Here is a 13,093-nt window from a genome sequence, read left to right as displayed (position 1 = left end):
TACGGGGAATCCGGTGCAAAACTGGGTCGGAAGTGCTTCCCGACCTCGGCGAATCGGTGCGGAGCACTCGCCGCTGAGTACCTGACGGTTGGTACCGTAAAAGTCTTGTTCGACTGACCAGTTGCCCCTCGGTTGCCTCCGGGTTACGCATTGTCGGGTTGATTGCGAACGGTCGCTGTGAGTTCGACCGGGCCGGGTGTGTGTCATGTATCACTCGGTGCGGCAAGCATTTTCGTAGACTCACTGGGTGTTGTGAGCCGCTTTGCTCATCGGTGATCGATGCTGAGGGGCGGGCGGCGTTCGGTTGGACTTGCGGAGCGGCAGTGCGCGTCGACGCGGCAGCGCGCAACCGTCGAGATCGCCCGAATCATCCGCATGCGGGCGTGGGGTTGTGGCAAGCCTGCTCGAGGCGGGTCGTTTCGACGCGGGTCGTCCGCCCGGACTCGGCGAAAGCGCGACCTACCAGGGCCGGTCTGATATTGCTATGAGTTAGCTGTGAGTCGAATGTGTATTCGCTCGGTACCGCTGTGTGCGGGGTCGCTCAGCGTGAACCGCGAGGTCGGAGCGTCGGGTGGGTGACGCGGGAGGCCGCATCGGTCACCTCGCGGATGCGGTCTGCCGCACCGTGCAGCTGCTCGCCCAGATGGGTGGTGCTGATGGAGCCTACGAAGTAGTCGACCTGCACGTCATCGGAGAAACGGACATCACAGACGAACCAGCAGCGGCCGGTGGGTGAGGTCGGTTCCAGGGCGCATCGAACGGCCAGTTCGGACAGCGCGGCGGCGGCTTGAGCAGGGGTGCCCGCATTACCGACCCGCCACCACGGCTCTCCGTAGTTGTCGGGCCGCGAGATCGTCACCTGATAGGTGAGCAACTCTCTAGCATCCGCCATCCTTCAGAACATACCCGAAGTCGGAGAATTAGTCACTAGCCAGCAAATGCTTATGTACGGATCGGCGATTCCAGGATCTCGTTTCGCGAGTCGGCGCGTTCCGGGGGATACCCGTCGGGGTGCGGGCATTGTTCGGTAGGTACCGCCCGGTACGGGAAGGGTGTGTGAACATCGGACAACAGGCCCGGCCCGACAGCCGATTTCGCGGGTCAGGTGTTCTCGCGCAGGGCCGCCAGCTCGGCTCGGGAGCGGATGCCGAGCTTGGTGTAGATCCGAGTCAGGTGGTACTGAACGGTTTTCGTGGTGATGTACAGCTCGGCCGCGACCTCCCGATTGGGCAGGCCGCGGGCGACCAGGGTCGCGACGGCGTTCTCCTGCGGAGTCAGCTGGTCGCCGGTCCGGCCCGCGCGCTGGGCTCGTACCCCTCCGGCCTTGAGTTCACGGTCGCATCGGGTCACGTAGGTGCGTGCGTCCAGGGCGGCGAAAAGGTCGCGGGCGGTGGACAGTTCGGCGTCGGCCTCGCGCCGTTTACCGGCGCGCCGCAGCATCTGTCCGTAGCTCAGGCTCACCCGGGCGCGGTCGTATCGCAGCGGCATACCGTCGAGTTGTTCGAGGGCCTCGGCGAAGGCCGCGCGGGCGCCGTCGAGATCGCCTCGCACCCCGGACAATTGGCCGCGCACCGCGCGCAGACGCGCCTGGGCCGAGGGGCGAGCCAACTCGGCGGCGTGCCGCTCGTGTCGAGTCAGGAATGCCTCGGCCTCGTCGTATCTGCCCTCGGCGATCAGCGCGTGCGCGTACATGTCGGCCCACGGCCACTGGCCCGGATCGTCGGGGCCGTTCCATGCCCACGCCTGGGTCAGCGGATGCAGTGCGCGCAGCACTCCGGCCGAGTCCGCTCGCGCCTCGGCCCACTGTGCGCGGGCCAGATAGGAAGGCACCCGCATGATTTCGTAGTCCTGCGGTCCCGTCGCCGCGTGCTGGAGGGAGATCTGGGCTGCGGTCCAGTCGCCGCGCAGGCAGTGCACGGACGTCGCGGTCCAGTGTAGAAGCGGGGCCGAGAGCACGATGCCGGTGCGCTCCACCAACTCGGCGGCCTCGGCGACGGTGTGCAGCGCGTCGTCCCAGTCGCCGGTGAGGAACTGGACGCGGGCCAGCCATGCCCTGGCCCACAGTGAGATTCGCGTGGAACCGCCGAGATAGGTTGTCGGGACGGAGCTTTCCAGATCCGAGCGGGCGTCGTCGAATTCGTCGGTGATGAGATGCAGCCAGCCGCGCCCCATGGTGATGCGCTGCACCTGAGCGCCGGTCCGGATCTGTTGGGATACTTCGGAATACGATCGCCGGGCCGCGGCGGTGTGCCCGTAGACCAGGCCGAGTCCGCGAATCGCGGCAGCCTCGACCGCCGCCGGATTACCGGACCCGACCAGCGTGATCGCCCGATCCGCCCAGTCCACCAGATCCGTCGGCCGACAACGGCACAGCGCATGCAACACATAGCGCTGACAGATCAGTGCCGCCACCTCGGGTTCCCGTTCGGCGTTCACCAGATCCCAGGCTCGGGCCAGCCGGATCTCCGCCTCGGCGGGCCGCCCTCGCACCATCGCCAGATAGCCCAGGACCGCATTGCGCAGCGGCGTCTCCCGCAGACTCTCCACCTCGGGAATCAGGGCCGTGGCGGCGAAGATGTCGCCCGCGCCGACCAGTGCGTCCACCGCCCGGGTCAATCGCCCTTCGCGGGTGAGCCGGTCGACGGTGAGGCGGCCGGCATCTCGCAACAGTGAGGCCGCGGTGCCCCACGCGCCGCGTGCGGCCTGCTCGTCGGCCAGCGCGTCCAGCCGGTCCGCCAGACCGGCGTCCGGAACCGGCGTGGCCGCGACCAGCAGTCGTAGCCGCCGTACCGGATCCTCGGTGGATTCCGCTGCACGGCAACGTAGTTCGGCCGTCGCGGCCGGACCCATATCCGCGAGTACCGCTGCCCGCAGCATCGGGTCGGCCGGGCCGATCTCGGTGAGCCCCTGCGGGCCCAGTCGCACCAACCCGGTCCGGGCTGCTTCGTCCAGCACCGTGAGCAGATCGCCGTCGATACCCGCCAGCGCCGCCGCATCACCCACCGCGGTGCCGGACCCGAGCACGGCCGTCGCCTCGATCAACCGCCGCGCCGACGCTGTGCAGTCACCCAGTGCTGCACGTGTTTTCGCGGTGATCGCGGCCGGAGCCGGAAGGTCCGGATCGAAGCCCGCCCACACCTGCGGCGGAACCTCGATCAGCAACCGCTCGACGTCGCGCACCACTCCGCGGGTATGCGTGCACAGCCGCTCGGCCATCGACGGATGTAGCGCGAGCCCGCGGCGCGCGGCGACCTGCCCGACCTCCGCGACGGTGAGCGGTGCGATTCGTATTGTGCCCGTGGCGATCCGCGGCAACAGCTCGACCGCGTCCGGTGCGACGCCCGCATCCCCGACGACCGTCGCCGCGACGATCAGCAGCCGAGTATCGCGATAGTGACGCACCGCCGAGGCCAACGCCCGCAACGAAACGACATCGGCCCACTGCGCGTCATCCACCACCGCCAGAACCGTTTCCGCGGCACCGATCCGTTCCGCGATCATCGCCGCGACCTCGACGGGCCCCCGGTTTCCACCGTGATCCGCGATCGTCGCGGCCGGACCGGCACCGACTGTTTCCTCGGGAACGGCAGCGGCCGGATTCTCGGATGCTGCGGACTCCGCCACTGCGGCAGTGGGATTCGGCGCTGCGTCGCGGCCCGGGGCCGTAGCTGTTGCGAGAGCCGTTGTGGCGCTGCGAGGTTGGGCGGCGCAGGCGAGTTCGGGGAAGAGTTGGCCGATGACGCCGAAGGGGTAACCGGTTTCCCAGGATGCGGCGGTGGACCAGCGAACCGGGCCGTCGTGCTGGGCGGCCAGTTCGCGCAGCACCGTGGTGCGGCCGTCACCGGGACGTCCGGTGAGCAGGATGAGGCCGGGGCCTCGGTCGTGGACGTCGCGCAGCCGGGTGACCAGGGCCGCGAGGGCGGCCTGATGTACCGCGCCCGACGGGTCCGTTCCAGTCACACCCTCACGGTAATCCCCGCGACCCGCGCGGGAACGCGATCGCGGGGACGTGGCGCGTGCTCGGCTCAGCCCAGATCTCCGCCCGCGACCGGCAGAACCGTGCCGGTGATGTAGGACGCCTCGTCGGAGGCCAGGAAGGTGATCGCCGCGGCCTGCTCGTCGAGCGTTCCGTAGCGCTTCATCGGGCTGGAGTCGATCGTCTGATCGATGTGCGCCTGGAACCACTCCTGCTCCTGCGCGCTCTCCAGCGCCGATCCGCCGCGCGAGATACGGCGGGGCGGGGCGTCGGTGCCGCCGGGCGCGGTCGCGACGACGCGGATTCCGGCATCGGCGTATTCCAGTGCGAGCGAGGCGGTCAGCGCGTTGATCCCGCCCTTGGCCGCCGAATACGGGATGCGATGGATACCGCGGGTGGCCGCGGAGGAGACGTTCACGATGACGCCCCTGCCGCGTTCGGCCATCCCCGGCAGGACCGCGCGACAGGCCAGCAGCGTCGTCATGAGCGAGCGGGTGATCTCGGCCTGGATCTGCGCCGGGGTGAATTCGGTGAACGGTTTGAACCAGATGGCCCCGCCGACATTGTTGATCAGCACGTCGATCCGCCCGTGCCGGGCCAGCGCCCGGGTGATCATCTGCTCGGCGCCCGCCCAGGTCTCCAGGTCGGCGGTGACCGCACTCGATCGAGGCAGCTCACCGGCCAGCTGATTCACCAGTTCGGATCGGTCGACCAGGACGACCGATCCGCCCTCGGCGCTGATCCGCCGGGCGGTGCGCTCACCGATGCCCTGTGCCGCACCGGTCACCACGACGACCTTGCCGTCGAACCGGCCGGGGGAGATGAACGCCGGACGCTTCTCCGCGACCGCGTCGGTCATGGCGCGGCGCATGGTGGTCTTGGACCGTTCGGCGTGTTCCACGATCAGTTGCCGCGCGGTCTGCCGATCACCCGATTCGAAGGCGGCGACGATATCGACATGATCCTGGGCGCAGCGCGGATGACACCACGTCGCATTGCGCAGCGTCTCTTCCATCCGGCCCTGCACTCCCAGTGCGCGATAGGCCTGCAGCAGATGTTCGTTGCCGGTGAGGGTGAACAGATAGTCGTGGAATGCGGCATTGGCCTCGGTGTACGCCGCGGCGTCGACGAACCGGTCGCCGTCCACGTACGGCAGCGTGGATTCGGCCAGCAGCCGGTATCCGGCCAGGTGCCGGGTGTCCAGGCGGCCGATGGTGAGTTCGAGTGCGCCCAGTTCGAGGGCTTCGCGGGCCTCGAACACCGCATCGGATTCGTGGATCGAGGGATGTTCCTCACCGATCTCGTATCCGCCGGTGGTCTCGCTCGGCGCGACGAGCGGTGTGCGGGCTTCGTCGGCGGGAAGTATCCGCTGCCCGGCGATATTGCGCGCCGATCCGGTCGTCAGCAGCGGATCGCCGGGATCGAGTTCACGGGAGCCGCCGGTGCCGGGCCACACGGCGTGACCGGCTATCGAGCGCAACGTGACGGAATCGTCCGGTACCCGGTTCGCCGCCTCGAGCGGAGTCAGGGAGGCCGCGGCGAAGATCTCTTGACCTGCGACCGCCCGTCCGCCGGAAGTCACTGTGGCGGAGACGGATTCGTAGAATTGTGGCGACTCCGAAACAGGTTGCTGTGCAGTGACTTTCGGTTCGGCTGCCGGGACGTGGACCGGTTGCGGCTCGGCGACGGCCGCATCATCGGCAACTTCGTCCGACGTCGCGTCGACCCGGCTCGGCGATGGCGATTTCGCGGTGCCCGAGAGCGCGAACTTCTCGTAATAGAATCCGGTGGGTTCGATTCCGCGCGTGGCGAATTCCTTGCGCACCGATTCCACCATCGCGGGCGGTCCGCACAGATATACCGCGACGTCGCCGTCGTGGAGGTGTTCGTCGCGGATCAGGCTCGTGACGTACCCCTTGTTCGGTGCGGCGCTCCCCGGCGCGGAAACGCAATAGTCCCAAGTGAATCCATCCAGCTCCAGTTCCGCGAGCGTGTCCAGCTCCACCAGATCGTCGTCGGTGCTCACGCCGTAGATCAGATGGGCCGGACGGCTCGTGCCCGCCGCCCGCATCGCCCGCAGAATCGACAGCACCGGAGCCAGCCCGGTGCCGCCGGCCAGCAGCAACACCGGACGTTCGGTCTCCCGCAGGAAGAAACTGCCGTTGGGACCGAGGAAGGTGAGCTCGTCCGACACCGCCGCGTGTTCGGTGAGGTATTGCGACATCACCCCGCCCGGGGTGAGCTTGATCAGAAAGGTCAGGCTCTTGTCGGTCGGTCCGTTGCTGAACGAGTACGACCGGCTCTGATCGGTCCCCGGCACCGCGATGTTGACGTACTGGCCGGGCAGGAAGGCCAGCTTGTCGCGGTCGGCGATCTCCGCGGTCAGCGCGATCGTGGTGGGGGAGAGCCGATCCAGGGCGGTGATCGTCGCGGTGTAACTGGTCGGCTGGGTCTTGGCCACCGCCGAGGAGCTCCGAATCTGCAGTACCAGATCGGATTTCGGCGTCATACTGCACGGCAGCACGTAGCCGTTCGCGGCCTCGTCGGAGCTGAGCGCGTCGTCGATATAGGTCCCGCCGTCGTAGTCACCGGACTCGCAGAACGCCTTGCAGGTGCCGCACGCGCCGTCGCGGCAGTCCAGCGGAATGTTGATGCGCGCCCGGTACGAGGCGTCGGCCACGGTCTGATCCGCGGCGCAGGTGATGAAGCGCGTGACGCCGTCCTCGAACGACAGCGCGATCCGGTGGTTCATGACGGGCTCTTTCGCGGCTCAGAAGTGGTACACGTCGACGACGTGGTGGATGTAGTCGTTCTTGAGCACCACGGTTTTGCGCCGGATCAGCGGCGCGGGCCCGGAGAAATCGATCGTGTAGAACGAGGTCCCGTAGTACGGATCGACGGTCTTGTACCGGAAATACATGGTGTGCCAGTTGAATCGGACGTCCACCAGATCACCGCGACGTTCGATCACCTCCACATTGCTGATGTTGTGGCTGGTGCGCGGCTCGGGAAGCGATGTGGCCGAGGACCTTTCGGTGCGAATTCGGAAGACCCGGTCCTCCAGGCCGCCCTTGTTCGCGTAGTAGATCAGCGAGATCTGGGTCTGCGGGTCCTCGGTCAGCAGATCGTCGTCACCCCAGGCGGGCATCCAGTACACGACGTCGTCGGCGTAGCAGTCCAGCCAGTTCTCGAATTCCCGATCGTCGAGGTAGCGAGCCTCGCGATACAGGAACTGCTCGATGTCGTTGTGGGTGATGAGTTTCGAGCCCGCGGGGGTGTCGGTGGTGATGATCATCGTGAACTCCTCAGGCCTCGACGCGATTGGTTGCGGATTCCCCGGCCGATCGAGATCGCTCGCGGGACAGGCTCTCTCGCATCCGGGACAGCCAGTAGCCGTGCTGGATCGGGAACAGGCCCTCGTCCTCGTTCTTCACCCCGGCCGAGACCACACCGTGCATACCGAGGGATTCGGCGACCGGATCGGGTCCGGTGAGCCAGTGCTCCGCGCCGCGGCTCATATCGTTCCAGGGGGCCGCCTCGGCGCGGAAAGTCAGTTGGCAGGAACGGAATTCCTCCAGATCGTCGGGGGTGGCCATACCGGAGGCGTTGAAGAAGTCCTCGTACTGCCGGATCCGCCAGGCCCGCGCGTCGGGGCTCTCGCCCTTGGGGGCGATGCAGTAGATGGTGACCTCGGTCTTGTCCGGCGCGATCGGGCGGAAGTGCCGGATCTGCGTGCTGAACTGGTCCATCAGGTACACGTTCGGATACAGGCACAGGTTGCGCGAGCCCTTGACCATGAATTCGCCTCGGGCCTGGCCGTATTCGCGTTTGAGTTCCTCGATCCGCGGCCACAGCGGCCGGTCCTGCGGGTTGGGCGCCCAGGTCCACAGGCACAGGTGCCCGTGCGGGAACGACCAGTAGCCGCCGCCGGCCTTACCCCATTTGCCCGCGTCCAGCGTCTTGGTGTCGTTCTTGGACGCGCCGGTGTCGCGGCGGGAGGTGGTGGCCGCGTAGTTCCAGTGCGTCGCGGTGACGTGATAGCCGTCCGCGCCGTTCTCCGCCTGCACCTTCCAGTTGCCGTCGTAGGTGTAGGTGGAGGATCCGCGCAGCACCTCGAGTCCGTGGGGGGACTGGTCGACGAGCATGTCGATCACGGCGGTGGTGTCGCCGAGATGTTCACGCAGACTCAGCACGTCCGGATTCAGGCTGCCGAACAGGAATCCGCGGTAGCTCTCGAAGCGGGCGACGCGGGTCATGTTGTGCGAGCCGTTCTTGTCGAACGTGTCCGGATAACCGGCGCCGTCGGGGTCCTTGACCTTGAGCAGGGTGCCGTCGTTGCGGAATGTCCAGCCGTGGAACGGGCAGGTCAGGGTCGTGCGGTTGTCGGTCTTGCGGCGACAGATCATCGCCCCGCGATGCGCGCAGGCGTTGATCAGGCAGTGCAGCTCACCGTCCCGGTCGCGGGTGATCACCACCGGCTGGCGGCCGATGTAGGTGGTGAAGTAGTCGCCCGGATTCGGGATCTGGCTTTCGTGCGCCAGATAGATCCAGTTGCCTTCGAAGATGTATTTCATCTCGAGTTCGAAGACTTCCTCGTCGGTGAAGATCCGGCGATTCGCGCGGAAGACCCCGGCCTCCCGATCGTCGACGATCGCGTCGGTGAGCACCTGTGCCAGGTGTTCGAACGTACTGGTCATGGGGGTCCTCCAACCGCGTCGGGAACGGCCTGCGGCGGAGTCCTCGTGCCGGGGACGATGCGTCTCCGCAGTGGCCTGTGTCCCGATCGTGGCAGCATGTGACCCCGATCACCCCAGGTGAATGCCCAGTCCTGACCCAGGGCGCTATTGATAAATCTGGCGTATCAATCGGACCGAAAATAGTATTTGTCCTGACTCAATATTCATATCTACCGTGACTGAATACACATCGAGGCGTCACGGTGCATCGGAAGGAGACCCGGAGATGGAACTTCGTCACCTGCGGTACTTCGCGACCGTCGCGGACACCAGACACTTCGGCCGGGCCGCGGAACGCCTGCACATGGCCCAGCCCGCCCTGTCGCAGTCGATCCGGCAGCTCGAGGCCGAACTCGGCGCGCCGCTGTTCACCCGCACCACCCGGCAGGTCGCGCTCACCCCGGCCGGGGAATTCCTGCTCGGTGAGGCGCAGCGCGTGCTGGACACCGTCGAGGACAGTGTGCGCGGCGTCCGCAGGATTTCCGACGGGCGGCTCGGGCAGGTCCGGATGGGTTTCACCGGGACCGCCACCCTCTCGCATCTGCCCACGATGGCCCGCCGGCTGCAGTACGAACTACCCGACGTCGCTCTGCAGATCCATTCCGATCTGCTCACCTCCGAACAGTGCGACCGGCTGCGCGCGGGCAGTCTGGACCTGGGCGTGCTGCGGCCGCCGCTGCGGGGCGATGACCTGGAACTGCGTGTGCTGGAAGTGGAACCGCTGATCCTGGCCATTCCCGCGGACCATCGCCTCGCCGTCGAACCGGTCATCGCCATGGCCGATCTGCGCGCGGAGAGCTTCGTCTGCTATTCAGGCCGCGATTCGGTGGTCAACGCCGCGGTCGTACGTAGTTGCCGCGCAGCGGGATTCGGTCCGCAGGTCGCCCACGAGGCGAGTGGAACCGGAGTGCTGCTGGCGCTGGTCGCCGGGGGTTTGGGCGTCGCGGTGCTGCCCGCATCGGCTCGCGCGCTGCCGCTGGCCGGGGTCGTGTTCCGGGAACTGGCCGACGCCGAGACAGTTGAGCTGGCCCTGGCCTGGCGGCGCGACATCGATTCCCCGGTAGTGCATTCCGTACTCGACGCGCTCGCGCCCACGCTGCCGCCCGCGAGCGACCGGACATCCCACACCCTGACACAGCACGACGAGCCCGCGGAGGCCGGACGATGAAAATCACAGCCGTGGAGGCGATTCCGTTCGCCATCCCCTATCGCAAACCGCTGACGTTCGCCTCCGGGGAGGTGCACGTCGCCGAACACGTCCTGGTCCGGGTGCACACCGACGACGGTGTGATCGGCATCGCCGAGGCCCCGCCGCGCCCGTTCACCTACGGCGAGACGCAGGACGGCGTGGTGGCGGTGATCCGGAAGATCTTCGCCCCGCAGGTGATCGGGCTGAATCTGTTGCAGCGCGAGACGATTCACGCGCGGCTCGCGCGCACGGTCGGCAATCCGGTGGCCAAGGCCGCGATCGACATGGCCGTCTGGGACGCGCTGGGCCGCACCCTGGACATCCAGGTCACCGAACTGCTCGGTGGTTACACCGACCGCATGCGCGTGGCGCACATGCTCGGCTTCGACGACCCGGCCGCGATGGTCGCCGAGGCGGAGAAGATGCGAGATCGCCACGGCATCAACACTTTCAAGGTCAAGGTCGGTCGGCGTCCGGTCGAGCTGGACGTCGCGGTGGTGCGTGCGCTGCGTACGGCGCTGGGCGAGAGCGTGGAACTCTACATCGACGGCAACCGCGGCTGGACCGCGTCGGAATCGGCCGCGGCCATGAAGCAGATGGCCGATCTGAATCTGCTGTTCGCCGAGGAACTCTGCCCCGCCGATGACGTACTGGGGCGGCGCTGGCTGGTCTCGCGCATCGACATCCCGTTCATCGCCGACGAATCGGTGCCCACCCCGGCCGATGTGACCCGTGAGGTGCTCGGCGGCTCGGCCACCGCGATCAGCATCAAGACCGCCCGCACCGGATTCACCGGATCGCAGCGGGTGCATCACCTCGCCGAAGGGCTCGGCCTCGAGGTCGTGATGGGCAACCAGATCGACGGCCAGCTCGGTTCGATGTGCTCGGTGGTCTTCGGCTCGGCCTACCGGCTCACCTCGCGCCGCGCCGGGGAGTTGTCCAACTTCCTGGATATGAGCGACGACCTGCTCACCGAACCCCTGGAGATCCGCGGCGGCGAACTCACCATCCGGCCCGGCGGCGGCCTGGGCGTCGACCTGGATCCGGACAAACTCGCCCGGTATCGCCAGGACATCTGACGCTACCTTCCGAAATCAGCAGCCCGACAACCGAATACAGGTCAGTAATCAAGGAGGATCCGATGACCACGATCAACCCGGCCCCGACCGCCGCGGACTCCGGCGCCCGCGCCACCGAACGTTTCGCCGCCGACAAGATGAACGTCGCGAACACCCCGCCCGAGCGGGTGGATCTGCTCGCCCGCGAGGTACTCGACGCGGTGGCCGGCACCATCCGGCGGCACAAGCTCACCTACGCCGAGTACAACGCGCTCAAGTCGTGGCTGATCAACGTCGGGCAGGACGGCGAATGGCCGCTGTTCCTGGACGTCTGGGTGGAGCACGTGGTGGAGGAGGTCAACACCGAGCACCGGCACGGCAACAAGGGCACCATCGAGGGCCCCTACTATGTGCCCGACGCCCCCGAACGCGGTGTCGGCGAATCGGTTCCGATGCGCGAGAACGAATCCGGCAGCCCGCTGGTGTGGACCGGGCAAGTCACCTCGACCGACGGCGCCGCGCTGGGCGACGCCACGATCGAACTCTGGCACGCCGACTCCGACGGCCTGTACTCGCAGTTCGCGCCCGGCATTCCGGAGTGGAATCTGCGCGCCGCGTTCCGCACCGACGCCGAGGGCCGCTTCGAAATCCACACCATGCGTCCCGCGCCATATCAGATCCCGACCGACGGCGCATGTGGCAAGCTGATCGCCGCGGCGGGTTGGCACGCCTGGCGCCCGGCGCACCTGCACGTGAAGGTCTCCGCCCCGGGGCACGAATTGCTCACCGCGCAGCTGTATTTCCCGAACGATCAGCACAACGACGACGACATCGCCTCCGCGGTCAAGCCCGAGCTCATCCTCGACCCGCAGCCGCGCCCGGACGGCGGTGACGCCATCACCTACGATTTCGTGCTCGACCGCGCCTGAGCGGGCCCGGTCCGAACACCTTTCGAGTCCAGGAGGACTGCATGCTGTTCCACGTGCGGATGGATGTCCAGCTGCCGCGTGACCTCGCACCCGAGGCCCGCGCGCAGATCGTGGCCCGGGAGAAGGCGTACAGCCAGGAGTTGCAGCGGGCGGGTAAGTGGCCGCAGATCTGGCGAATCGTCGGCGAGTACGCCAACTTCTCGATCTTCGATGTGGAGTCCACCGACGAACTGCACGAATTGCTCTCCGGGCTACCGCTTTTCGAGCATATGAGAATCACGGTGACGCCATTGGCCACCCATCCGTCCAAGATCTGAACGGAGCCGATCGTGTCGATACTCGCCACCGAATTCGGTCCCGTCGGATACACCGATCACGGGACCGGGCCCGCGCTGGTCCTCGTCCACGGATTCCTGTTCGACAAACGCATGTGGCAGCCGCAGATCGACTCCTTCGTGGCGATCGGCTACCGGGTGATCTGCGTCGATCTGGTCGGCTTCGGTGGCAGCGCCGCGGCCTGCGGCGTCATCACGATGGCCGCGCAGTCCCGGGCGGTACTGGCCGTCCTGGACGATCGCGGAATCGACGAGGCGGTGCTGATCGGATATTCGATGGGCGGACAGGTGGTGCTCGATCTGCTCGATCGGCATCCCGAAAGAGTAAGTGCCGCAGTCTTCTCCGACACCTTCGCCGGTTTGGACACGCCCGGGGCGGGCGCGTCGCGCCTGGCGCTGGCCGATCGGCTCGAAGCCGAGGGCGTGCACGTCTACGCGGAGGAATTCCTGCCGCTGGTGTTGAGCGAACGCAGTGTGCGCGAACGTCCGGCGGTCGTCGCACACGCCCGGGAGATGATGGCCGCCGCTCATCCGGTGACCGCCGCGGCCGCGTTGCGCGGGCGCGCGGCACGACCGGACTACACCGAAACCGCACGGGGACTGGATATTCCGGTCCTGGTGCTGGCCGGTGCGGAGGACGTGTTCGACCGTGGCGTGCTGGCCGACGAACTGGCCGGGCTGATTCCGGACGCTCGGCTCGCGATCCTCCCCGAGGCCGGTCATACACCCAGTATGGAGACGCCCGGCGCGTTCGACACCGTCGTGCAGGACTTTCTCGCGTCGATTTCGCCGGGAACTCAGCAGCACGGTCACGATTTCGCCCGCGGCTGACCGCGCGCCATCGGCCCGCACCGTCGTACGCGGTGCGGC

General features: G+C 67.3%; 10 protein-coding genes. 5 read left to right on the top strand and 5 right to left on the bottom strand.

Features of this window, described 5'->3' with window-relative positions; all coding sequences use genetic code 11:
• Positions 1–541: 541 nt before the first annotated feature.
• The 5 genes from K7711_RS06610 to benA all read right to left on the bottom strand — a co-directional run bounded on the left by K7711_RS06610 (position 542) and on the right by benA (position 8,673).
• Positions 542–892: a hypothetical protein gene (locus tag K7711_RS06610; protein WP_222965725.1), complete on the bottom strand. Its 351-nt coding sequence runs from the start codon at positions 890–892 to the stop codon at positions 542–544.
• Positions 893–1,101: 209 nt separating this feature from the next.
• Positions 1,102–3,960, bottom strand: a complete 2,859-nt coding sequence (locus tag K7711_RS06605) for a helix-turn-helix transcriptional regulator (protein WP_222965723.1) — start codon at positions 3,958–3,960, stop codon at positions 1,102–1,104.
• Positions 3,961–4,025: 65 nt separating this feature from the next.
• Positions 4,026–6,728: a benzoate 1,2-dioxygenase electron transfer component BenC gene (gene benC, locus K7711_RS06600; RefSeq protein ID WP_222965721.1), complete on the bottom strand. Its 2,703-nt coding sequence runs from the start codon at positions 6,726–6,728 to the stop codon at positions 4,026–4,028.
• Positions 6,729–6,746: 18 nt separating this feature from the next.
• Positions 6,747–7,271 carry a benzoate 1,2-dioxygenase small subunit gene (gene benB / locus K7711_RS06595; RefSeq protein WP_222965719.1) on the bottom strand — a complete coding sequence of 175 codons (525 nt, stop codon included), beginning with the start codon at positions 7,269–7,271 and terminating at the stop codon, positions 6,747–6,749.
• A gap of 10 nt (positions 7,272–7,281) precedes the next feature.
• Complete coding sequence (gene benA / locus K7711_RS06590; RefSeq protein ID WP_222965717.1) at positions 7,282–8,673, bottom strand: benzoate 1,2-dioxygenase large subunit; 1,392 nt, start codon at positions 8,671–8,673, stop codon at positions 7,282–7,284.
• A gap of 265 nt (positions 8,674–8,938) precedes the next feature.
• Between benA and K7711_RS06585 the strand changes: the two genes are divergently transcribed.
• The 5 genes from K7711_RS06585 to K7711_RS06565 all read left to right on the top strand — a co-directional run bounded on the left by K7711_RS06585 (position 8,939) and on the right by K7711_RS06565 (position 13,054).
• A complete protein-coding gene (locus tag K7711_RS06585) occupies positions 8,939–9,880 on the top strand; it encodes a LysR substrate-binding domain-containing protein (protein ID WP_222965715.1) in 942 nt (313 codons plus the stop codon).
• Positions 9,877–10,980, top strand: a complete 1,104-nt coding sequence (locus K7711_RS06580) for a mandelate racemase/muconate lactonizing enzyme family protein (RefSeq protein WP_222965713.1) — start codon at positions 9,877–9,879, stop codon at positions 10,978–10,980. The genes K7711_RS06585 and K7711_RS06580 overlap by 4 nt, the downstream gene beginning before the upstream one ends.
• Before the next feature lie 62 nt (positions 10,981–11,042).
• Entirely contained in the window at positions 11,043–11,888 is an 846-nt protein-coding gene (gene catA / locus K7711_RS06575; protein ID WP_222965711.1) for a catechol 1,2-dioxygenase, read from the top strand.
• A gap of 41 nt (positions 11,889–11,929) precedes the next feature.
• Positions 11,930–12,205, top strand: a complete 276-nt coding sequence (gene catC / locus K7711_RS06570) for a muconolactone Delta-isomerase (RefSeq protein ID WP_222965709.1) — start codon at positions 11,930–11,932, stop codon at positions 12,203–12,205.
• Positions 12,206–12,217: 12 nt separating this feature from the next.
• Positions 12,218–13,054 (top strand): alpha/beta fold hydrolase, encoded by an 837-nt coding sequence (locus K7711_RS06565; RefSeq protein ID WP_222965707.1) that lies wholly within the window; start codon positions 12,218–12,220, stop codon positions 13,052–13,054.
• The last annotated feature ends 39 nt before the right edge of the window (positions 13,055–13,093 follow it).

The organism is Nocardia coffeae (genome assembly GCF_019890715.1).
GTDB lineage: Bacteria > Actinomycetota > Actinomycetes > Mycobacteriales > Mycobacteriaceae > Nocardia > Nocardia jiangxiensis.
The sequence above is the reverse complement of the archived record's forward strand: the minus strand, read 5'-3'. Positions and strand labels throughout refer to the sequence as shown.